Origin of the sequence: Microbacterium sp., from assembly GCF_031179285.1 — a bacterium.
Classification (GTDB): Bacteria; Actinomycetota; Actinomycetes; order Actinomycetales; family Microbacteriaceae; genus Microbacterium.
Genome location: NZ_JAPSHY010000023.1, coordinates 25,166 through 46,540, shown reverse-complemented (window position 1 = coordinate 46,540; position 21,375 = coordinate 25,166). Strand labels below are relative to the sequence as shown.

At 68.9% G+C, this 21,375-nt stretch carries 16 protein-coding genes; 8 read left to right on the top strand and 8 right to left on the bottom strand.

The features are described from left to right. Positions 1-3,181, top strand: a 3,181-nt coding sequence (locus tag RIN18_RS13490) for a GEVED domain-containing protein (RefSeq protein ID WP_309104494.1), incomplete at its 5' end; no start/stop codon positions are given. 100 nt (positions 3,182-3,281) lie between these two features. Further along, positions 3,282-3,677, top strand: a complete 396-nt coding sequence (locus tag RIN18_RS13485) for a DUF6264 family protein (RefSeq protein WP_309104493.1) — start codon at positions 3,282-3,284, stop codon at positions 3,675-3,677. 26 nt (positions 3,678-3,703) lie between these two features. Here RIN18_RS13485 and RIN18_RS13480 read toward each other — a convergent pair whose 3' ends face one another. Next, the gene (locus RIN18_RS13480) at positions 3,704-4,294 is read right to left on the bottom strand and encodes a hypothetical protein (protein ID WP_309104492.1); all 591 of its coding nucleotides are present in this window, start codon (positions 4,292-4,294) and stop codon (positions 3,704-3,706) included. A 166-nt stretch (positions 4,295-4,460) separates the two neighbouring features. Between RIN18_RS13480 and RIN18_RS13475 the strand changes: the two genes are divergently transcribed. Then, the gene (locus RIN18_RS13475) at positions 4,461-5,687 is read left to right on the top strand and encodes a glycosyltransferase (protein WP_375163534.1); all 1,227 of its coding nucleotides are present in this window, start codon (positions 4,461-4,463) and stop codon (positions 5,685-5,687) included. Between the two features lie 2 nt (positions 5,688-5,689). Then, positions 5,690-6,919 (top strand): glycosyltransferase family 4 protein, encoded by a 1,230-nt coding sequence (locus RIN18_RS13470; RefSeq protein WP_309104491.1) that lies wholly within the window; start codon positions 5,690-5,692, stop codon positions 6,917-6,919. On the opposite strand, the gene RIN18_RS13465 is transcribed toward RIN18_RS13470, so the two are convergent. The 3 genes from RIN18_RS13465 to RIN18_RS13455 form a co-directional block, all read right to left on the bottom strand. Then, positions 6,904-7,473: a hypothetical protein gene (locus RIN18_RS13465; protein WP_309104490.1), complete on the bottom strand. Its 570-nt coding sequence runs from the start codon at positions 7,471-7,473 to the stop codon at positions 6,904-6,906. The genes RIN18_RS13470 and RIN18_RS13465 overlap by 16 nt on opposite strands. A gap of 64 nt (positions 7,474-7,537) precedes the next feature. Further along, a complete protein-coding gene (locus tag RIN18_RS13460) occupies positions 7,538-8,170 on the bottom strand; it encodes a LysE family translocator (protein WP_309104489.1) in 633 nt (210 codons plus the stop codon). A gap of 36 nt (positions 8,171-8,206) precedes the next feature. Further along, a complete protein-coding gene (locus RIN18_RS13455; protein WP_309104488.1) occupies positions 8,207-8,368 on the bottom strand; it encodes a hypothetical protein in 162 nt (53 codons plus the stop codon). An 88-nt stretch (positions 8,369-8,456) separates the two neighbouring features. Here RIN18_RS13455 and RIN18_RS13450 point away from each other — a divergent pair, with 88 nt between their 5' ends. Further along, positions 8,457-9,428 carry a helix-turn-helix domain-containing protein gene (locus RIN18_RS13450; RefSeq protein ID WP_309104487.1) on the top strand — a complete coding sequence of 324 codons (972 nt, stop codon included), beginning with the start codon at positions 8,457-8,459 and terminating at the stop codon, positions 9,426-9,428. A 25-nt stretch (positions 9,429-9,453) separates the two neighbouring features. On the opposite strand, the gene RIN18_RS13445 is transcribed toward RIN18_RS13450, so the two are convergent. Next, on the bottom strand, positions 9,454-10,155 hold the full coding sequence (locus RIN18_RS13445; protein WP_309104486.1) for an NRDE family protein: 702 nt from the start codon (positions 10,153-10,155) through the stop codon (positions 9,454-9,456). A 73-nt stretch (positions 10,156-10,228) separates the two neighbouring features. Between RIN18_RS13445 and coaBC the strand changes: the two genes are divergently transcribed. Then, positions 10,229-11,446 carry a bifunctional phosphopantothenoylcysteine decarboxylase/phosphopantothenate--cysteine ligase CoaBC gene (gene coaBC, locus RIN18_RS13440; RefSeq protein WP_309104485.1) on the top strand — a complete coding sequence of 406 codons (1,218 nt, stop codon included), beginning with the start codon at positions 10,229-10,231 and terminating at the stop codon, positions 11,444-11,446. 70 nt (positions 11,447-11,516) lie between these two features. Then, on the top strand, positions 11,517-13,664 hold the full coding sequence (locus RIN18_RS13435) for an AAA family ATPase (protein ID WP_309104484.1): 2,148 nt from the start codon (positions 11,517-11,519) through the stop codon (positions 13,662-13,664). Here RIN18_RS13435 and RIN18_RS13430 read toward each other — a convergent pair. The 3 genes from RIN18_RS13430 to RIN18_RS13420 form a co-directional block, all read right to left on the bottom strand. Beyond that, the gene (locus tag RIN18_RS13430; RefSeq protein WP_309104483.1) at positions 13,645-15,957 is read right to left on the bottom strand and encodes an excinuclease ABC subunit UvrA; all 2,313 of its coding nucleotides are present in this window, start codon (positions 15,955-15,957) and stop codon (positions 13,645-13,647) included. The two genes, RIN18_RS13435 and RIN18_RS13430, sit on opposite strands and share 20 nt — an antisense overlap. A gap of 46 nt (positions 15,958-16,003) precedes the next feature. Then, positions 16,004-16,591, bottom strand: coding sequence for a nitroreductase family protein (locus RIN18_RS13425; protein WP_309104482.1), 588 nt, complete (start codon positions 16,589-16,591; stop codon positions 16,004-16,006). Between the two features lie 198 nt (positions 16,592-16,789). Further along, positions 16,790-17,716, bottom strand: a complete 927-nt coding sequence (locus tag RIN18_RS13420) for a LysR substrate-binding domain-containing protein (RefSeq protein WP_309104481.1) — start codon at positions 17,714-17,716, stop codon at positions 16,790-16,792. A gap of 135 nt (positions 17,717-17,851) precedes the next feature. Here RIN18_RS13420 and RIN18_RS13415 point away from each other — a divergent pair, with 135 nt between their 5' ends. After that, a complete protein-coding gene (locus RIN18_RS13415; RefSeq protein WP_309104480.1) occupies positions 17,852-21,313 on the top strand; it encodes a bifunctional proline dehydrogenase/L-glutamate gamma-semialdehyde dehydrogenase in 3,462 nt (1,153 codons plus the stop codon). Positions 21,314-21,375: the final 62 nt, after the last annotated feature.

Below are 21,375 nucleotides of genomic sequence, written 5' to 3'. Positions count from 1 at the left end.
TCCAGTGCCGGCCGCCAGCGGCACCGCCGAGTACGCGGTGACCTTCCCTGCGGCCACCACCACCAGCGAGACCTACGCGCGCTTCCGGCTCTTCCCGGCCGGCGTCACCGAGTTCCTGCCGACCGGCTCTGCCACAGCCGGCGAGGTGGAGGACTACCCGGTCGCGGTGCTCGATCAGGAGATCACGATCGAGAAGACGTCGACCTTCACGGCCGACTCGCGCCCGGGCGACACCGTGACATACACGGTGACCGCGACGAACATCGGCACCGACGACTACACCGCAGACGACCCGGCAGCCGTCTTCGACGACCTCGCAGGCGTCGTGGACGACGCGGAGTACAACGGTGATGCCGCGGCGGTCGCATCCGATGGATCCGCGATTCCGGCGCCGGCGTTCATCTCGCCGACACACATCTCCTGGGCGGGTCCGCTCGCTGCGGGCGAATCTGTGGAGATCACGTACACGGTGACCCTCGCGGGGGGCGGTGACGGTGTCGTGCGCAACGTCGCGTGGCAGCCGAACACGCCGTACGTGCCGGGTGGCCCGCCGCCCGCGACCCCGCTCTGCGACCCCGCAGGTGAGGACGGAACAGACCCGGTGACGGGTGAGGCGTGTGCCTCCGTCGAAGGGGAACTGCCCCGCCTGTCGGTGACGAAGACCTCTGATGTGGCCGATCTCCCCGTCGACGGTGGCGAGGTCACCTACGAGGTGACGGTCACGAACGAAGGTCCCGGTGACTACACCGCGGATGCTCCGGCGATCGCCACCGACGACCTCAGCGAGGTGCTCGACGACGCCGAGTTCGGCGAGATCGTCAGCCCGGCCGACGGTGCGGTGTTCGACGCCGATGCGCAGACCCTCACCTGGTCCGGCCCGCTCGCCGCGGGGGACAGCGTGACCGTCTCGTACACCGTGACGTACGACTCGTCTGCCGGAGACAACGTCCTCTACAACGAGGTGTGCGTCCCGGCCGAGCAGACGGAACCCGGCGCGGACAACTGTGCCGACGTCCGGATCCCCGGTGCCGAGCTCGACATCACGAAGTCCGTCGATCCGGCCGATGGTGCAGCCGTCGAGGCGGGCCAGACGGTCACCTACACCATCAGCTTCGCCAGCAACGGCGAGACGGCGGCGGCGGTCGACAAGATCGACGACCTCTCCGACGTGCTGGATGACGCCGCCCTCGTGGACGGCTCGATCTCGGTCTCGGATGCCGGCTTGACCGCCGAACTCGACGGCACCGACCTCGTGATCACCGGATCCGTTCCCGCAGGGACGATCACCACGGTGACGTACTCCGTCGTCGTGGCTGCCTACGCCGACCAGGAGAACCACCTGCTGGCCAACGTGGTGCAGAACGCCGACGGATCGTGCGAGGTGGAGGGCTGCCCGGAGACGAGCAACCCGATCCGCCACTTCTCCGTGACGAAGACGGCGACGCCGACCGACGGCGTCGAGCCGGGCGACGTGATCGAGTACACGATCACCGTCACCAATGACGGGGAGGCCGCATACACGCTGTCGGCTCCGGCGGGTGTGACGGACGACCTGTCGGATGTGCTGGACGACGCGACCTACAACGGTGATGTGACCGCGGTCGCGTCGGACGGTTCATTGGTTCCCGCTCCCACCTTCGGCACTCCGGTGCTCTTGTGGTCGGGTCCGGTCGCCGTCGGCGAGTCGGTGGAGATCACCTTCACCGTGACGGTCACGAACCGCGGAGACGCCGACCTCGTCAACGTGGCGACGCCGGTGTGCGGTGCCGGTGTGATCTGCGACCCGCCGACTCCCCCCGTGGAGATCGTCATGCCGCGCATCACTCCGCAGAAGTCGTCCGACCCGGCCTCGGGCTCCGACGTCGCGGCGGGACAGGTCGTCACCTACGCGCTGACGTTCATCAACGACGGCCAGGCCACCGGCGCCATCGACACGACTGACGATCTGTCGGGCATCCTCGATGACGCCGACCTGACCACGGCGCCGGCATCGAGTGTCGAGACCGTGACGGCCGTGTACGACGCCGATGCCGAAGCGATCCGTATCGAGGGCGACCTCGGCGTCGGCGAGACGGCGACCGTGACGTACCAGGTGACGATCCGCCCGGATGGCGAACGCGGTGACAACATCGCCACGAACGTCCTCACCCCGGATGTTCCGCCATACGTGTGCGCGGATGGCGATGCGACGTGCCCGCCCTTCGTGCCGCCGATCACCGAGCACTTCATCGGTGCGCTGGATGACTGGAAGACGGTCGATCCTGCTGCGGGCGCCACGGTCCGGCCGGGACAGGTCATGACGTACACGCTGCACTTCGAGAACACCGGCACCGCTGCTGTGTCGGTCGACCGCGATGACGTGCTCACCCAGGTCCTCGATGATGCGACGGTGACCGCGGTGCCCACAGCATCCGACGTCGCGCTGCTCGTGTCGGAGATCACTGACGGCCGCTTCTCGGTGACCGGTGCGCTCGAACCGGGCCAGCTGGTCACCGTCACCTACGAGGTGACCGTGAACGCGGACGGTGCGCGCGGCGACGACCGGCTCGGCAACTTCCTCGTGAACGCGGGGGAGGAGCCGCCGGCGGAGTGCGTGCCCTCGGATGATGAGCGCCCGGACTGCACGATCAACAACGTCTCCAACGTCGTGGTGACGAAGTCGGCGAACCCCGCGTCCGGTGCGAACGTCGCAGAGGGCCAGCGGATCGTCTACACGCTGACTTTCACCAACGTCTCGACGAACGCGGCGGCGGACGACGTGCCGGTCGATTACACCGACCACATGGCCGCCGTCCTCGATGACGCGACCCTCACGGGTCAGCCGACGGCATCCGCTGACGGGATCACCGCGACGGCCTCGGGTTCGACGATTCGCATCGTCGGCGCCGTGCCGTCGGGCGAGATCATCACGGTGTCGTACGCGGTGATGGTGAAGTCGTGGGCGAACCAGGGCGATCACCGGCTGGGCAACGTCGTCGCGATCACCGGCGAAGAGCCGATCTGCGCCGCGGGCAGCCAGCTCTGCACAGTGCACGATGCGATCGAGCCGGACCCGCTCGCCGTCACCGGCGGCGATGTGGCCTGGGGCATCGTCATCGGCGGAGTCCTGTTGCTGCTCGTGGGCGGGGCCGTGCTGATGATCGCCCGTTCGCGTCGCAACAAGGCGGACGAGTCCTCCTGATCCACAAGTGCGCGGCAGCTGCTGCTGAATGATCGAGGCCCCCTCCGCGAGTCGGAGGGGGCCTCGTCCGTTCGGGAGCCGACCCCGCTAGAGTGGCCGCGTGACCGACCACCCCTCGTATGCTGCTCCTCCGGCTCCCGTTCACCCCGCGCCGGGCCAGAAGCCGCCCGTCCGAGTCGCCGACGTCGTCGTTTCGGTGATCCTGATGGTGCTCGGGGGGATCGTCATCGCCGGCGTCGCCTTCTTCAGTCTGTTCCTGTCGATGATGTCCGACGGCTGCGGCGCGGACGGAGCGTGCAACTACGACCTGCTGGGCGCCGCGTTCTACGCGGCTCTGCTCGTGCCGCCGCTCGTCTATCTCGGGGCGGTCGTGTGGGGTGTGGTGCGCATGGTGCAGCGCCGCCTGTCGTGGTGGGTGCCGATCGTCGGGCTCGTCGCCGCGCTCGGCGTCTGGGGTATCGCCGTCTGGTTGATGAGCGTCAGCGTCGGCAGCTGATCAGACCGCGTCGAAGCCGGGGCCGCTCACGCCGGCCCGAGCCGCAGCACGTCGGGCGACTCCCCGCCCGCGAGATCGTCGGCGATGCGGATGCTGCGCGCGAGGTCGTCCAGAGCGCCCATGAGCGTGCCGAATCGCTCACGGTCGCTGCAGATGGCGGTGACGGTGACGAGGTGCGTGCCCGCATCCCAGGTGTAGGTGGCGAAGGGCGGCGCCGCCGGCGACGGCGGCACCGGAACGACGAGCTTCTCGCCCACGCCGAGCCCGGTGCTGCGGAACGACTCGGTGTCGTCATAGTCCATCGGCATCGATGCACGCGCGATCCGCAGGTCGAGGGTCAGGGCCTGCGCGGTCGCCATCACGACGATGAGCTCCGGCTCAGCCTTCCACGTCCACACCAGCACCCGCCCGTCGGCCTTGCGCATCATGAGGGGCGCTGCCTGGCTCATCGCCCAGGCTCCGAGCCGGGAGCCCGGACGTTCGACGGCACCCATCGCCCCGTTCACCTGGCTCAACAGCATCCGGATCGCGGCCTTGCGATGCCGCCTGCCCCGCCACCCGAACGAGTCGGTCACGGGGATCCAGAGCGAGGGATCGGCGTCGGCAGTCAGTCGCATGCCTCCACGCTACGGGCAGAACCCGCGAGTTCGATATGTGCGAGCGGATGCCCGCCTCGAGAGTTCTCCGGAATGGCTGATCGGCGTCCGCTGAGCCCTCGGGTAGAGTGGCCAGCGCCCGATCCGGGCTCCTATTCCGTGGACGCCGTACCGTAAGGCAGCATCTGTGACCTCCCCCGACGATCCGATCCCTGCGACCGCACCGTCGAGCGCGCCCTCCGCCGGTCTCCCCCTGAAGATCCTGATCGGCTGTGACACCTTCGCCCCCGACATCAACGGAGCGGCCCGATTCGCCGAGCGCCTCGCCGCAGGACTCGTGCAGCGGGGCCACGACGTGCACGTCTCCGCGCCCAATCAGGCGTACCGGCGCGCGCAGCCGCGCACCGAGGTCATCGAGGGCGAGCCGATGACGCTTCACCGCCTGCCCTCGGTGAGGTGGACCCCGCACGACTGGCTGCGTTTCGTCTGGCCATGGCGCTCCAAGCACTATGCGCGGAAGGTCCTCGACCGGGTGCAGCCTGATGTCGTGCACATCCAGTCGCACATCATCATCGGTCGCGGCCTCGCCCGGATCGCGCATGAGCGCGGCATTCCCGTCGTCGCCACCAATCACGTCATGCCCGAGAACATCCTCGATCACTCGATCTTCCCGGACGTCGTCGACCGCAACATCGTGAAGTTCGCCTGGGGCGATGCCCGCCGCACGCTGTCGACGGTCCGGGCGGTGACGACGCCGACCAGGCGCGCGGCCGACTTCCTCGAGCGCACGGTCGACATCAAGGGCGTGATCCCGGTCAGCTGCGGAATCGACCGCTCCCACTACTCCCCCGTGCTCGGGCAGCGCGAGAAGAATCGTGTGATCTTCGTCGGGCGGCTGACGGCCGAGAAGCAGATCGACGTCATCCTGCGGGCGATCGCGAAGCTCGATCCCGCGCTCGACGTCACGTTCGACATCGTCGGCGGCGGCGATCAGCGCAAGAGCCTCGAGCATCTGACCGCCGAACTCGGGCTGTCGGAGCAGGTGACCTTCCACGGTCGCATCTCCGATGAGGAGCTACGGGCCCTGTACTCCCGGGCATCGGTCTTCGCCATCGCCTCGATCGCCGAACTGCAATCGATCGCGACGATGGAGGCGATGGCATCCGCCCTCCCCGTCGTCGCAGCCGATGCCGTCGCCCTCCCGCACCTCGTCCACGACGGCGAGAACGGCTACCTCTTCCAGCCCGGCGATGTCGATGAGCTCACGGCGCGACTGACCGACGTCCTCACGGCGGAACCCGCCGAGTACGAGCGCATGCAGCAGGCGTCGCTCGACGGTGTGGTCATCCATGACATCAACCGCACTCTCGACACATTCGAGGCGCTGTACCGCGACGAGCCGCTGCCCGCCTAGTCATGCACATCGTCTTCTTCGGCGATCAGCATCTCGATTCGCTCGGGGGTGCTCAGGTGTCGATGCGGCTGCAGCGCAAGTTCCTCGAGCGCGCCGGTCACACCGTGACGGTCGTCGGGCCGCGGATGCACGGCCCGCGCGCGTCGGCCGCGGATCCCGCGTCCGTCGACCTGCCATCTGTGCCGATCACCCCGGACCGCGAGTACTCGATGAGCTGGCCGGGCCGTTCGGCCGACCGATTCCTCGATCACGCGCTCACCCACCGGCCTCGGGTCGATCTCGTGCACGTACAGGCGGACTTCTGGGGCGCCTTCATCGGCCACCGGTTCGCGCGGCGCCACGGCATCCCGGTGGTGCACACCATGCACAACCGCGTCGATGTCGGCATCCGCGCCGTCACTCGGCTGCATCGCCCCGCGCTCGCCGCCCTGAACGCTTGGCGACGGTGGTCGCTGCGTGGCGGCGCCGCGGGCGCCGGATCAGACGGCTGGGCGTATCTGCGCGGTCTCGCCGCCGGCGCCGATGCGGTCACCGCGCCCTCGACGCACTTCGCGAAACGCCTCGAGCGGCATGGCGTGTTCGCGGACGTGGACGTGATCTGGAACGGAATCGACGACGACCTGCGCGACGCGACACTCGCCGCGGCCGCGGTCGAGCGGATGCCGGGACCGCCGCGCTTCGTCTGGCTGGGGCGGATGAGTCCGGAAAAACGATTGCTGCCGTTCCTGGAGGCTTATGCCGCATCAGGCGTGGAGTCCGAACTCGAGATCATCGGCGGCGGAGCGCAGCGCGCAGCCGCCGAGCGGATCGTGGCCGGCCTCCCAGGGGTGCGGTTCGCCGGCCGGCTCACCTATCCCGAGACGCTCGCCCGGATCAGCGCGGCCGACGCTCTCGTGCAGACGTCGATCGGATTCGAGACCCAGGGCATGACGCCGTTCGAGGCGGCGACGCTCGGGACGCCGTCGGTGATCAGCGACCCCGACATCGCGGCAGAACTCGGCGGGGGTCTGTGGGCCGTCCCCCCGGTCGAAGGCGCCTCGACCGGCGACCTCGACGCGCGACGTGCGGAGGCGCTGACGGAGACGCTGCGCACGGCGGCATCCGACATCAGGGCGGGCACAGCGCCGTCGCCACTTCCGGAGGTCGCCGAGGCCTTCCTTCAGTCGTCGCGGACCGCGGCGATGCTCGAAGTGTACGAGCGCGTGCTCGACTCGCGTCAGATGAAGCTGTAGAACAGTCCGGATATCCAGCCGAACACGATGCCCAGCACGGCGGCACCCGCTATTCCGACGGCGATTCCCGCCAGCAGGTTCGCCCTTTCGCGGCGGAGAGCCACGATGCCGAGGACGAGCGCCGCAGCGAAGCCCGCGAACGTCAGCAGCCGCACGGCGGTGTTCAGGACGTCGGCGACCTCCATCTCGCCCGTGCGATAGAGGATCGGCCACATGAGGATCGAGAGCAGTTCGACCGCGAGGGTGATCGCCGCGACGATGAACGCGACGCGACCGAGTGAGTTGCCACCGCCGGCCCGGTCCCTTGCGTAGGACGGGTAGGGCTGCTGGCCCGGAGACTGCTGCATCGTGGGAGGGTAGGGCGGCTGCGGCGCCGCCTGAGGCTGATGCTGCGCGGGGTAGGACTGAGGTGCCGGATGCGCGGCGACCGGCTGCGCGGGTTGCGCCGGTTGCGCCGCGGGGTGCTGTTGCGGTGCAGCTGCGGGCGGGGCCGGCGGGAGCGCGGGCGACACCTGCTCGGAAGGCGGGACGGGAGGCTGCTGCGGCTCGCTCATGTCGATGAGCGTAGTCCTGTTCGACGTGGTGTGGTGAAGATCGCCGCTCGCGCCGGCCGACAGCTCAGCTCTTGGAGCCCGTGAGCGCCATCGTGCCGCCGAGACCGATCATCATCGCGCCTCCGGTGCCCGACAGTGCCACGATGCGACGAGGGGAACGGGCGAACCAGGCTCGTGCCGTACCGGCCGCGAGGGCCCAGACCGAGTCGCAGACGAGCGCGAGAGCCTGGAAGGAGAGCCCCAGAAGCAGCAGCTGGGCCCAGACGGCGCCGGATGCCGGGGCGACGAACTGTGGCAGGACGGCGACGAAGAACGCGATCGTCTTCGGATTCGTGAGTCCGACGATGAAGCCCTGACGGAGCAATCTCGCGGCAGAGGACGGCGCACGGTCGGACGCTGCGGTCGACGCGTGGCGGTGCCGGATCGCCTGGATGCCGAGCCATACCAGGTAGGCGGCACCGGCGATTTTGATGATCGTGAAGGCGACGACGGACGAAGCGACGATCGCCCCGACGCCGAAGGCCACCGCCACCACCGCGGGGATCGTGCCGAGGGCGTTGCCGATCACGCTGAGCAGACCTGCGCGTCGGCCGAGGGCGATCGATCGGCCGATCACGAACAGCACGCTCGGCCCGGGGATCACGATGATCACCACCGAGGTGACGAGGAACGCCAGGAGGCTGTCGATCGGGATCATGAACAGACCCTACCGGGCTGACGCCGAGCTCGGCGCTCAGCGGTAGGCGTGCCCGGACTCGGCACGGTGGAGCACGTCGCGCTCTGCGACACGGCTCCAGTCGGTCGGTTCCTGGCGGTATCCGTCTCGACGGATCTCGATGATGCCCGCGACGATCGCCCAGATGGCGGTGGCGGCGAGGAGGATGATGAGTATCATGGCAGAAACGCTACGACCGAAGTTCTTCCGCCACGAGTGGCAGGAAGGACGTTAATCGTAGAAAAACTGCCAAGCCCCGGGAGTGCCCATGAAAACCGTCGCCTGTGTCGTTCAGGATGGATTCGCGCCGTTCGAGTTCGGTGTCGCCTGCGAAGCCTTCGGCCTCGACCGATCCGATGACGGTGTGCCGAACTTCGACTTCCGCATCGTCGCCCCGGAGGCGGGCGTCGTGCAGTCGAAGCTCGGCTTCTCGATCAACGTCGAGAACGACCTCTCATTCGCGTACGAGGCCGACCTGGTGGTGTTCTGCCCGGTGCCGAGGCCCTATTGGGGAAGGATCGACCAGCGGCTCATCGAACTCGCTCGCGATGCTGTTGCGCGGGGCGCATGGGTGCTGACCGTCTGCAGCGGGTCGTTCATCCTCGCAGCGGCCGGCGTGCTCGACGGGCGCCGAGCCACCACGCACTGGATGTACGCCGACGAGATGTCGGCGATGTACCCGCAGATCGACATCGATCCCGATGTGCTGTTCGTGCAGGACGGGCGGATCATCACCAGTGCGGGCACGGCGGCCGGCCTCGATGCGTGCCTTCACCTTCTGCGCCTGGAGGTCGGCGCAGAACTCACCAACCGGATCGCCCGGCGTATGGTGGTGCCGCCCCAGCGCGACGGAGGCCAGGCGCAGTTCATCGACAGGCCGATCCCGGTGGTCGCCAGTGATTCACTCTCGGCGGTCGCCGACTGGGCGGTCGAGCACCTGCGAGATGAACTCAGCGTCGATCAGCTCGCCGCGCGAGCACTCATGTCGCCGCGCACCTTCGCCCGCCGGTTCAAAGCCGAGTACGGCGCGACACCGGCGGCCTGGCTCGCGCGCCAGCGGATCATCCACGCGCAGCGGATGCTGGAGCGCACCGACCTCGGTCTCGATCAGGTCGCCGAGGAATGCGGTTTCGGATCGGCCGCCGTTCTGCGGCAGAACTTCGCGCGAGTGCTCGGCGTGACGCCGACGGCGTACCGCGCCCGGTTCTCGTGCACGGACTCGGAGATGCCCGCGGCGTAGCCGGCCAGCATCGGCGAGCGACCGCTCACGCCGACCAGTGGCCCGGGCGGGGGAGCGCCTGGTCGCGCACGTCGATCCCGGCGGGCCCGACGGATGCCACGCAGTAGAGGAGCGACTGGGTGGGGTAGCCGTGCGGGCGGTTGTCGCGGATGATCGCCCTGTCGTCCTCGGGCGACAGGTGCGCGCTCGATGCGAGCAGCGTCGTCCACCGGTCCACCCAGTCGCGGTCTTCACCCGCCTCCTCGAGAGCGCGGAACTCCGGCAACCACGCGGCGATCCGCGGCGTGGCCGGATCGTCGAGATCGTCGTGGGCGATCATGTGCACCCCGGCCGGAATCGACGTGTCGCGCAGCACGTCGCCATCCCACGACAGCACGCGCGCGCCGTCCGGGCCGACCTCGAGCAGATTGAAGCCGTGCATCGGCAGGGGGGCCACGGGGGATCGGCCCACGACGGATTCCAACGCGAGCGAGCCTCTCGATCGCACGTGGTCGGGCGGAAGCCCGAGCACGTCGGCTCGATTGAGCAACACGGCCAGTCGCCTTTCGGCGCTGTTCACGGCGAGCCAGGCGCCGCCGGCCCGGCGGTCGCGGATGCCTGATACTCCTGGATACTGCTCCGGCCACCACGCGCCCAGCGCGTCCCACTCGCGCAGTGGATCCTCATCGCGCACCGCGAGCAACCGCGCCCGCCCCACATCCTCGACATCGATCACGACCGTGCACACGACCGCCAGTCTAGGTGCGCGTCGGACGCGGAAGGGCGGCCCACGGCGTCCTCCCCTGGGGCAGAATCAAGGGGTGAATATCGTCGTCGGAGTGACCGGTGGCATCGCCGCCTACAAGACGGTGCACCTCGTGCGCCTGCTCATCAAGGCGGGGCATGATGTGACCGTCATCCCGACGGACGATGCGCTGCGCTTCGTCGGCACGCCGACGTGGGAGGCGATCAGTCGGCATCCTGTCACGACCAGTGTTCACGACGACGTCGCGCGCGTGCGACATGTCGCGCTCGGCCAGGCCGCCGAGCTCGTGATCATCGCGCCGGCGACAGCGAACACGATCGCCACGATGACCGCGGGTATCGCCGACGACCTGCTCGGCACGACGCTGCTCGCCACCACCGCCCCCGTCGTCATCGCTCCGGCCATGCACGCCGAGATGTGGCAGCACCCGGCGACCCAGGCGAACATCGCGACGCTGCGCGAGCGCGGCGTGCGCATCGTCGGTCCCGCCGAGGGAGAACTCGCCGGCGGCGACTCGGGACCGGGGCGCATGGTCGAGCCCGAGGAGATCGTCGCGGCCGCGCTCGCCGTGTTCGCCGCACGAGACCTCGACGGACTCCGCGTGGTCGTCTCGGCCGGCGGCACGCGGGAGCCGATCGATCCGGTGCGCTACCTCGGCAATCGCTCGAGCGGCCGGCAGGGCACGGCTCTCGCCGTCGAGGCGGCGGAGCGGGGAGCCGAGGTGCAGCTGGTGGCCACGAACGTCTCGCGGGATGTGCTGCAGGATGCTGGGCGGCATCCGAACATCCGCATCCTGTCGGCGGGCACGGCGGCCGAACTCGGCGCCGTCATGGCGGAGGCGGCCGCGGCATCCGATGTGGTGGTGATGACCGCAGCCGTCGCGGACTACCGGCCGGCCACGGTCGCGGAGCGCAAGCTCACCAAGGAGGCGGGGCCGCTGACCTCGATCGAGCTCGTCGAGAACGAAGACATCGTCGCCGGTCTCGCCGCTGCACGTCTGGCCGGCCGGGCGCCTGCCGGCCAGGTCATCGTCGCCTTCGCCGCGGAAACGCCGAACGACGAAGCTGAGCTCCTCGAGCGTGCGCATGGCAAGCGTCAGCGCAAGGGCGTCGATCTGCTGGTCGTCAACGAGGTCGGGTGGGATCGAGGCTTCGAGATACCCGACAACGCGGTGCGCATCGTCAGCGAGACCGGAGTCCTCGCCTCGGTGGCGGGGTCGAAGCGCGACGTCGCGGGTGCGGTGTGGGACGCGATCGTGGCGGCGCGCTCGTGATGCGGCATCCGCTCTGGTAAAGTTGAGTCATCACAACTCAACTTTGAAAAGGAGACTCCCAGGAGGAGCGATGACCAACCCTGCACAGGAAGACCAGCAGTCCGCGCTCGAGCAGTTCGGAATCAACCTCACCGACCGTGCCCGTCAGGGAAAGCTCGATCCGGTGATCGGCCGTGACAACGAGATCCGCCGTGTCAGCCAGGTGCTCACCCGCCGCACGAAGAACAACCCCGTCCTCATCGGAGAGCCGGGCGTCGGCAAGACCGCCGTGGTCGAGGGGCTCGCCCAGCGCATCGTCGCCGGGGACGTGGCCGAGTCCCTCAAAGACAAGGAACTCGTCTCCCTCGACATCTCGGCCCTGGTGGCCGGTGCCATGTACCGCGGCCAGTTCGAGGAGCGGCTGAAGAGCGTGCTGAAGGAGATCACCGAGTCCGACGGGCGGGTCATCACCTTCATCGACGAGCTTCATGTGCTCATGGGCGCCGGCGGCGGCGAGGGCTCGGTCGCGGCATCCAACATGCTCAAGCCCATGCTCGCGCGGGGCGAGCTGCGCATGATCGGGGCGACGACTCTCAACGAGTACCGCGAGTTCATCGAGAAGGATGCCGCTCTCGAGCGCCGGTTCCAGCAGGTCTACGTGGGAGAGCCCTCGGTCGAGGACACCATCGCGATCCTCCGCGGTCTCAAGGGTCGCTACGAGGCGCACCACGGGGTGACGATCTCGGACAGCGCACTGGTCGCTGCGGCCGCTCTGTCGAACCGGTACCTGCCGGCCCGGCAGCTGCCCGACAAGGCCATCGATCTGATCGACGAGGCGATGTCGCGGTTGAAGATGGAGATCGACTCCTCTCCCGTCGAGATCGACCAGCTCAAGCGCCAGGTCGACCGGATGAAGCTCGAGGAGCTGGCGCTGAAGAAGGAGAAGGACGCCGCGTCCAAGGAGCGGCTGAGCACGCTGCGCGAGCAGCTGGGCGAGCTCGAGAAGGAGCTCGCCGAGCTGGAGGCACGATGGGCCCGCGAGCGTCAGGGCCTCAACCGTGTCGGAGACCTCAAGAAGCAGCTCGACGACGCCATCACGCAGCGCGACCTGGCGATGCGCGAGGCTGACTACACCCGAGCCTCCAAGCTCGAGTATGAGACGATCAAACGCCTCGAGCGCGACATCGCCGAGGCCGAGCAGGCGGAGGCGGCGACCGCATCCGAGGGCCGCATGGTCAACGAGCAGGTCACCGACGAGGACATCGCCGGTGTCATCGCCGCCTGGACCGGCATCCCGGTCGGGCGCCTGCTGCAGGGCGAGGGCGAGAAGCTGCTGCACCTCGAGGCCGAGCTCGGCAAGCGGCTGATCGGTCAGAAGGACGCGGTGAAGGCGGTGTCGGATGCCGTGCGCCGCTCCCGCGCGGGCATCAGTGACCCGGGCCGCCCGACCGGCTCGTTCCTCTTCCTCGGGCCCACCGGTGTCGGCAAGACCGAGCTCGCGAAGGCCCTGGCGGAGTTCCTCTTCGACGACGAGCACGCCATGGTGCGCATCGACATGTCCGAGTACGGCGAGAAGCACTCGGTCTCGCGTCTCGTCGGTGCCCCTCCCGGATACATCGGGTACGAGCAGGGCGGTCAGCTCACGGAGGCGGTGCGACGCCGCCCGTACAGCGTGATCCTTCTCGACGAGGTCGAGAAGGCCCACCCCGAGGTGTTCGATGTGCTGCTGCAGGTGCTCGACGACGGGCGCCTCACCGACGGTCAGGGGAGGACGGTCGACTTCTCGAACGTCATCCTCGTGCTCACCAGCAACATCGGCTCGCCCATCCTCATCGACCCGATGCTGTCGATCCACGAGAAGCGCGAGTCGGTGATGGCGCTCGTGAGGCAGTCGTTCCGGCCCGAGTTCCTCAACCGTCTCGACGACATCGTGATGTTCCAGGCGCTGTCCGAAGACGACCTCGCGCAGATCGTCGAGCTGTCGGTGGATCAGCTGCAGCGCCGCCTGCACGACCGCCGGCTCACGCTCGCGGTCACACCCGATGCCCGGTCGTGGCTGGCCGAACGCGGGTATGACCCGATCTTCGGGGCGAGGCCGCTGCGGCGACTCATCCAGTCCGAGGTGCAGAACCGGCTGGCGACCGCGCTCCTCTCGGGCGGCGTGCACGACGGCGACACCGTGCGGGTCGACGTCGCGGTCGACGGGTCTGGCCTCTCGCTCACCGCGGCGACCGGCTGATCGAGGCAGCGGCGAGAGCTCGCCCGGTGAGCGACTCCTCGTGGCGGACGAGCTCTGCCGGCGGCCCGGCGAACACGAGCTGCCCTCCTTCGGATCCCGCACCGGGGCCGATGTCGATGACGTGATCGGCGCGCGCGACGACACGGAGGTTGTGCTCGACGACCACGAGCGTCGCACCCTCGTCCAGCAGATCGTCGAAGAGCCGGTTGATCGTGTCGACGTCGCTCGGATGAAGCCCCGCCGTCGGTTCGTCGAGGACGATCCGATCGGCAGGGTCGCGGCGAGGATCGCTGAGATGCCTGGCGAGGAGGAGTCGCTGCCTCTCACCGCCCGAGAGCGTGTCGAGCGAACGCCCGACCGGAACATAGCCGAGTCCCGTGCGTCGCACCCAGTCGAGCGCGGCGGCGATCTCGGCGCGATCGGGGAAGAGCTCTGCCACGTCGGCGGGCGTCGACGCGAGCACGTCGGCGATCGTCGACCCGTCCCGCCGCACCTCGAGCGCGGTCGCGTTGAATCGGAGACCGCCGCACGCCTCGCACGGCAGCGAGACGTCGTCGAGGAAAGCGAGCTCTGTGGTGACGTGGCCCTTGCCGCGACAGACCGGGCACGCGCCCCGACCGTTGAAGCTGAACCACGACGGGTCGAGCCCCGACGCGTCGGCGAACGCCTGGCGCACAGTGTCGGCGATGCCGAGGATGCTGAGCATGGTCGACCGGATGCCACCGCGCAGCGGATCCTGCCCGACGACCGTGAACTGCGGGTGCTGTCGGGGAAGCTCCACCGTTGCGAACGAACTCTTGCCGGAACCCGCGACGCCGGTGATCGCGGTGAGGACGCCGAGCGGGACGTCGACGTCGAATCCACCGAGGTTGTGGGCACGGGCATCGGCGACCCGGATGTGGCCGCTCGCAGCGCGCGGCGTAGCGGAGAGGCGCAGCGGTTCGGCCAGTAGGCGCCCGGTGAGCGTACTGCTCTGACGCAGCTGCTCGGGTGTGCCTTCGAACTGCACCGCGCCACCCGCCGTTCCGGCACCGGGTCCGATGTCGACGACGTGATCGGCCACGGCGATCACCTGCGGATGATGCTCGACGACCAGGATGGTGTTGCCCGCGTCGCGCAGGCGCTGCAGAAGTGCGACGAGGCGCTGGATGTCGGCGGGGTGCAGCCCTGCGCTCGGCTCGTCAAACACGTAGGTGACCTCGGTGAGGGCGCTGCCTAGGTGCCGCACGATCTTGACGCGCTGCGCCTCGCCGCCGGAGAGCGTCGACGACTCGCGGTCGAGGGTGAGATAGCCGAGACCGACCGACAGCAGCGCATCGAGCACGTGGCGGATGCCGCTGACGGCCGGCGCCACTCGGGCGTCGGTGAGTCCGTCGAGCATGCGGCGCAGCTCTGCCACCGGCATCCGCATCCAGTCGGCGATCGAGTGCCCCTCGATAAGGCTGTTCCTCGCCGCCTCGTTGACCCGGGCGCCGCCGCATTCGGGACACGTGTGGTGGGTGACCAACCGGTCGAGCTCTTCTCGCACCTGCTTCGACATCTTCACCGGGCGCTGTGCGAGGAAGACGTCGCGCATACGCGTGATGACGCCGTCGAAGCGAGCGCTCTGCGGGAACTGCGGGTCGGGGTCGGGGAGCTTGAGCTGATCAGCGTAGAGGAAGAGCTCCATCTCGTGCTCGGTGTAATCCTTCAGCGGCTTCTGCCGATCGAACAGACCACTGTGGGCGAAGCGCTTCCAGCGATAGACCCCCGGGCGAAACAGGCTGAATCGCACGGGCCCCTCGTCGATGCTCTTCTCGGGGTCGATGAGCTGTTCGATGTCGATGTCGTAGACCGTGCCGAGCCCCTCGCAGGTCGGGCACATTCCGGACGGGTCGTTGAACGAGTATGCGGGGGAGTAACCGGCCGACGGGGTGGCGATGCGCGAGAACACCAGGCGGATCAGCGATGCAACATCCGTCGCCGTGGCGACCGTCGACCTCGCGTTTCCGGTGAAGCGGCGTTGGTCGATCAGCACGGTGAAGGTCAGGCCGTTCATCGACTGTACGTCGGGAGCCGGCATCTGCGGCATGCGGGAGCGGATGAACGTCGAATACGAGTCGTTCACGAGCCGTTGCGCCTCGGCGGCGATCGTGTCGAGCACGAGTGAGGATTTGCCCGAGCCGGAGACGCCGGTGAACACGGTCATCACGCGCTTCGGGACGTCGAGCGAGACGTCGCGCAGGTTGTTGGTACGCGCGCGGATCACGCTGATGGGGGCGGCTCGGAGTTTCGGCCTCTGCACAGCATCCATGCTCGAACCCTAGGTCGAGCGACCGACATCTTTCGCTCGAACGGACTCAGGCGCTGAGGATCACCGTCTCGTCGATCGGGCGGCGCACGCGCGGCGCGACCTCGCGCTCCCGCAGCACCTCAGGCAGCGAGTCGACGTCGCCGAACTCGCCGACGGCGATGACCGTCAGCGCCGCGAATCGCGGCTCCAGATCGGCGAACTCGCGGATGACCTCCGGGTCGAAACCGCTCATCTGGTGCACGGCGAGTCCGTCGTGGTGCGCCTGCACCGAGAAGTGCGCGACGGCCTGACCGAGGTCGTAGACGGCGTGTGTGATCGGGGTGCCGTCGGCGGTCTCGGTCTCAGCGACGGCGACGATGAGGGCGGACGCGTTGCCCGCCCACGCCTGGTTGAAGCCCATGAGTGCGTCGACGATCTGGGCGTGAAGAGCGGTGCCACGGCGAGCGACGATGAATCGCCACGGCTGGACGTTGTTGGCCGAGGGGCTCCAGCGTGCCGCCTCGAGTGCGGTGGCGAGCCTGGCCTCGTCGATCGGGCGGTCCGCGTCGAAGGCTCGGGGACTCCAGCGCGCCGCGAGGATGTCGAGGACGGGGTGCTCGGTCGGAGCAGTGCGGTCGTGGAGGGGGGTGTTCACGGAAGTGCCTTTCAGTGGAGTGGGTCGAACTCCGTCGTCCGTTACCCCGGAGTAAACCAATTCATTCGCATGTATATTCCCCTGCGCGGGTGAAGTCACTCAGACTCGCACCCTGCGTCGAAACCCTCACTCATCGACGCAGATGATTGTGGGTCTGGGCGCGGACTGTGGGTCTCGGTGGGCCGTGTCGGTAGGAACTCAGTCGGGCAGGATGTGCGTCGCCGCGGACAGCAACGCCCGGCGCACCGCGCGGATCGAGGGAGCCGCCGCTGACACGCGCCGGGCGGACGAGAAGATCTCGCGACGCGGCTTGTCGGGGAGCGGGGTCAGTTCGACCGGCGGTGCGTCGCCCGCCCAGACGAGCTCCGGCAGCAGCCCGACCGCGAGACCGGCGTGGATGAGCCGGACGTGGGTGGTGAGATCGGCGATCTCATAGCGGACGTCCGGCTCGAAGCCCGCCGTCCGGCACAGCTGCTCCGCCCAGGCGCGCGATGCGGTTCCCGCCGGCTCCATCACCCACGGCGCCATCGCGGTCGAGCGCAGCGCGGCGACGGCATCCGCCCCGCTCGTCGCCCGGCTGCCGCCTTCGCCGTCCGGCCGGCGCGCGAGGTGGATCGCGTCGTGTGCGAGTACCACCCGATCGAGATCCGCATGGATCGGCCGGGTGCGGCCCGGGTACTGCTCGGCGAGGATCAGGTCGAACTCGCGGCTGGAGACTCCGACGAGCCCCTTCTCGGGGTCGCTCTCGGTCACTTCCACCCGCAGGGCCGGATGCTGGTCCCTCAGCGCCTCCAGCGAGCGGGGAAGCAGCGAGTGCGCTGCCGATTGGAAGACGGCGACGCGCACGGTGCCTGTCACCTCGGTCAGCGACTCGGCGACGGCGACCTTCGCGTGCTCGAGCTGGTCGAGGATGGTGATGGCCTCCGCCACGAGCACATTGCCCTGCGGCGTGAACTGCACGCCTCGTCCCACCCGGCGAAGCAGCGGCACCCCCACTTCCCGCTCCAGCGCGCTGAGCTGTTGCGACACCGACGCCTTGCTGTACGAGAGCGCGTCGGCGACGGCGGAGAGGGTTCCGCGGCGGGAGAGTTCGACGAGCATGCGCAGCCGGTTGACGTCGAGCATCCCGTCTCCAGATCGTTCAGCGAACGTGAACAGAACTCACGCAAATCGGTTGATAGACGGAGCCTAGCGAGCGGCCTGACAATGATCCAGTCGCACGCGCCCCGGGCGTGCGCCCCTACCTGGAGGTTCCTGTCGATGGCCGCCGCCGATGTCGCCGCATCCCCCTGCACCTCTGAGGTCACAGCGCTCGTCGAACGCTGGCTCTCGGAGAGTGAGACCCACCCCGTCGAACCGGCGGCGAAGCGCCTCGCCGAGGTTCTGAAGGACCCGAACGGTCTCGCCTTCACCGTCGGCTTCGTCGACGGCGTGATGCGCCCCGAAGACCTCCGCGTCGCCGGCCGCAAGCTCGCGGAGCTCTCGAGCATCACCCCGAAGCTGCTGCCGTGGTACCTGCGAAGGGCCATCGGGCTCGGCGGCGTCATGGCTCCGAAGATGCCGGGCATCGTCGTGCCGATCGCCCGGCGAGTGCTGCGGGCGATGGTCGGGCATCTGGTGCTCGACGCCACGCCCTCGAAGCTGGGTCCCGCCATCAGCAAGCTCCGTAAGAGCGGCAATCGCCTGAACCTGAACCTGCTCGGCGAGGCCGTGCTCGGTGAGCGCGAGGCGGGGCGCCGACTGCAGGGCACGTTCGACTTCCTGGCGAGGGACGACGTCGACTACGTCTCCATCAAGGTCTCGAGCGTCGTGAGTCAGCTGTCGATGTGGTCGTTCGACGAGGCTGTCGCCGATGTCGTCGCGAAGCTCACGCCGCTGTATGAGCTCGCTGCACGGTCCGAAGCAGCGGGCAGGGCGAAGTTCATCAACCTCGACATGGAGGAATACCGCGACCTCGACCTGACCATCGCGGCGTTCACCTCCATCCTCGATCAGCCGGGGCTCGAGAACCTCGAAGCCGGGATCGTGCTGCAGGCCTATCTGCCGGATGCTCTCGCCGCGATGCAGCGGCTGCAGGAGTGGGCGGCTGCGCGCCGTGCGAAGGGGGGCGCGCCGATCAAGGTGCGCGTCGTCAAGGGCGCGAACCTCGCGATGGAGCACGTGGATGCCGCGATCCACGGATGGCCGCTCTCCACCTACTCCACCAAGCAGGACTCCGACACCAACTACAAGCGGGTGCTCGACTGGTCGATGACACCGGAGCGGTTGGATGCCGTGCGCATCGGCGTCGCCGGCCACAATCTGTTCGACATCGCCTACACGTGGCTGCTCGCGCAGGCGCGAGGCGTGACGGATGCCGTGGAGTACGAGATGCTGCTGGGCATGGCCACGGGCCAGGCCGAAGCCGTCCGCAAGGATGTCGGCCGCCTGCTGCTCTACACGCCGGTGGTCAACCCGGCCGAGTTCGATGTGGCGATCGCGTATCTCGTCCGACGCCTGGAGGAGAACGCCAGCTCCGAGAACTTCATGTCGGCGGTGTTCGAGCTCGCGAGCGATGAAGAGCTGCTGCGGCGCGAGCGCGAGCGGTTCGAGCGCTCGCTCGAGGCGCTGGAGGCCGACCGGGAACTGCCTCGGCCGAACCGGGTCCAGGATCGGGCAGCGGAGGTGGCGGAGCTCGAGTCCGAGCCGCCGACGATCGAGGGATTCGAGAACCAGGCGGACACCGACCCGGCTCTTGCGGCGAACCGCGCCTGGGGCCGTGACATCCTGCAGCGCTCGGTTAACACGACGCTCGGCGTCGATGCCATCGCCGACGCCCGCATCGATTCGGACGAGCAGCTCGCCGCGGTCTTCGCTGCCGCCGAGGTCGCCGCCGAGAGGTGGGCGGCGCTGCCGGCGAGCGAGCGCGCGGCCGTGCTGCACCGTGCGGGCGTGGAACTCGCCGCGCGCCGCGGGCAGCTGCTGGAGATCATGGTGCACGAGGCCGGCAAGACGATCGCCGAGGGCGACCCCGAGGTGAGCGAGGCGATCGACTTCGCCCACTACTACGCCGAGCGTGCCAAGGACCTGGAGGCCATCGCGGGGGCAGAATTCGTGCCGTCGCGGGTGACGGTGGTCACCCCGCCGTGGAACTTCCCCATCGCGATCCCTGCGGGCGGCGTGCTAGCCGGGCTCGCCGCGGGTTCGGCCGTCATCATTAAACCGGCGAAGCTCACCCAGCGCTGTGGCGCCGTCATGATCGAGGCGCTGTGGGCGGCGGGTGTGCCGCGCGACCTCCTCGTCCTCGTCGATCTCGCCTCGCGGGAGCTCGGAACCCGCCTCGTGGCCAACCCCGTGGTCGACCGGGTGATCCTCACCGGCGCATATGAGACGGCCGAGTTGTTCCGCTCGTTCCGCCAGGATCTGCCGCTGCTCGCCGAGACCAGCGGCAAGAACGCCATCATCGTGACGCCGTCAGCCGATCTCGACCTCGCGGCCGCTGACGTCGCCCGCAGTGCCTTCGGCCACGCCGGCCAGAAATGCTCGGCGGCATCCCTGGCGATCCTCGTGGGCTCGGTCGCCGACTCGCGGCGCTTCGAGCGACAGCTGGTGGATGCCGTGACCTCGATGCGGGTGGGGCTGCCGGATGACCCGGCGACCCAGATGGGTCCGATCATCGAGCCCGCCGAGGGCAAGCTGCTCAGGGCGCTGACGAAACTGGAGAAGGGGGAGCGCTGGCTCGTGAAGCCGCAGAAGCTCGACGACGAGGGTCGGCAGTGGACGCCGGGCGTGAAGACGGGCGTCGCCGAGGGGTCGTACTTCCACCTGACCGAGTTCTTCGGACCCGTACTCGGCATCATGCGTGCGAAGGACCTCGATGAGGCGATCCGCCTGCAGAACGCCGTGGACTACGGCCTCACGGCGGGGTTGCACGCGCTCGACTCCACCGAGGTCGCAACCTGGCTCGAGCAGGTCGAGGCGGGCAACCTCTACGTGAACCGCGGCATCACCGGGGCCATCGTGCAGCGCCAGCCGTTCGGCGGCTGGAAGCGCTCGGCCGTCGGTGCGGGCGCCAAGGCGGGCGGCCCGAACTACCTGTTCGGCCTCGGAGACTGGATTCCGGCTGAGCCGCCGGAGGCGGCCGCAGGGGCCGCGGTTGCGCCAGATGTGCAGCGACTGCTGGATGCGGCATCCGCCGACCTCGACCGGATCGAGACCGACTGGCTGCTGCGAGCCGCAGCGTCGGACGAGCGGGCCTGGGTCGATGAGTTCGGAGCGGTGACCGACCGCTCGCAACTGGGTGTGGAGCGGAATCTCTTCCGCTACCGGCCGGTCGACGTCGATGTGCGCATCGCGGAGCACACCCCGCTCGTCGAGGCCGTCCGGGTGCTCGCGGCCGCGGTGCGCAGTGGCAGCCCGTTCACGGTGTCGACGCCGAAACTGCCGGCCGCGATCGAGAAGGCGCTGCGCGCGCACGGCGTGACGGTGAAGCACGAGAAGGATGCCGCCTGGATCAAGCGGTTCGCGAAGGCCGAGCGCCGCTGGCAGCGGGTGCGGCTCGTCGGCGGCGATGCATCTGCGCTGCACACGGCCCTCGGGGGATCGCCCGACGTCGCGGTGTGGTCGCACGCCGTGACGGGCGCAGGGCGCGTGGAGATGCTGCCGTTCCTGCATGAGCAGGCGATCTCGATCACGAACCACCGCTTCGGCAACCCGACGCCGCTCGCCGACGACGTGATCTGACTCGCCGCGCCGCGGTGGTCGCACAGAATGCCGAAACCCCCTCCATAAAGCCGAAAGACCCC

Excerpts from the sequence above, each read along its gene's own strand:
- RIN18_RS13460 (WP_309104489.1), bottom strand. The coding sequence starts at position 8,170 with ATGATCCCGATCGACAGCCTCCTGGCGTTCCTCGTCACCTCGGTGGTG.
- RIN18_RS13435 (WP_309104484.1), top strand. The coding sequence starts at position 11,517 with ATGACCAACCCTGCACAGGAAGACCAGCAGTCCGCGCTCGAGCAGTTC.
- RIN18_RS13470 (WP_309104491.1), top strand. The coding sequence starts at position 5,690 with ATGCACATCGTCTTCTTCGGCGATCAGCATCTCGATTCGCTCGGGGGT.
- RIN18_RS13450 (WP_309104487.1), top strand. The coding sequence starts at position 8,457 with ATGAAAACCGTCGCCTGTGTCGTTCAGGATGGATTCGCGCCGTTCGAG.
- RIN18_RS13430 (WP_309104483.1), bottom strand. The coding sequence starts at position 15,957 with ATGGATGCTGTGCAGAGGCCGAAACTCCGAGCCGCCCCCATCAGCGTG.
- RIN18_RS13465 (WP_309104490.1), bottom strand. The coding sequence starts at position 7,473 with ATGAGCGAGCCGCAGCAGCCTCCCGTCCCGCCTTCCGAGCAGGTGTCG.
- RIN18_RS13420 (WP_309104481.1), bottom strand. The coding sequence starts at position 17,716 with ATGCTCGACGTCAACCGGCTGCGCATGCTCGTCGAACTCTCCCGCCGC.
- RIN18_RS13415 (WP_309104480.1), top strand. The coding sequence starts at position 17,852 with ATGGCCGCCGCCGATGTCGCCGCATCCCCCTGCACCTCTGAGGTCACA.
- RIN18_RS13480 (WP_309104492.1), bottom strand. The coding sequence starts at position 4,294 with ATGCGACTGACTGCCGACGCCGATCCCTCGCTCTGGATCCCCGTGACC.
- RIN18_RS13455 (WP_309104488.1), bottom strand. The coding sequence starts at position 8,368 with ATGATACTCATCATCCTCCTCGCCGCCACCGCCATCTGGGCGATCGTC.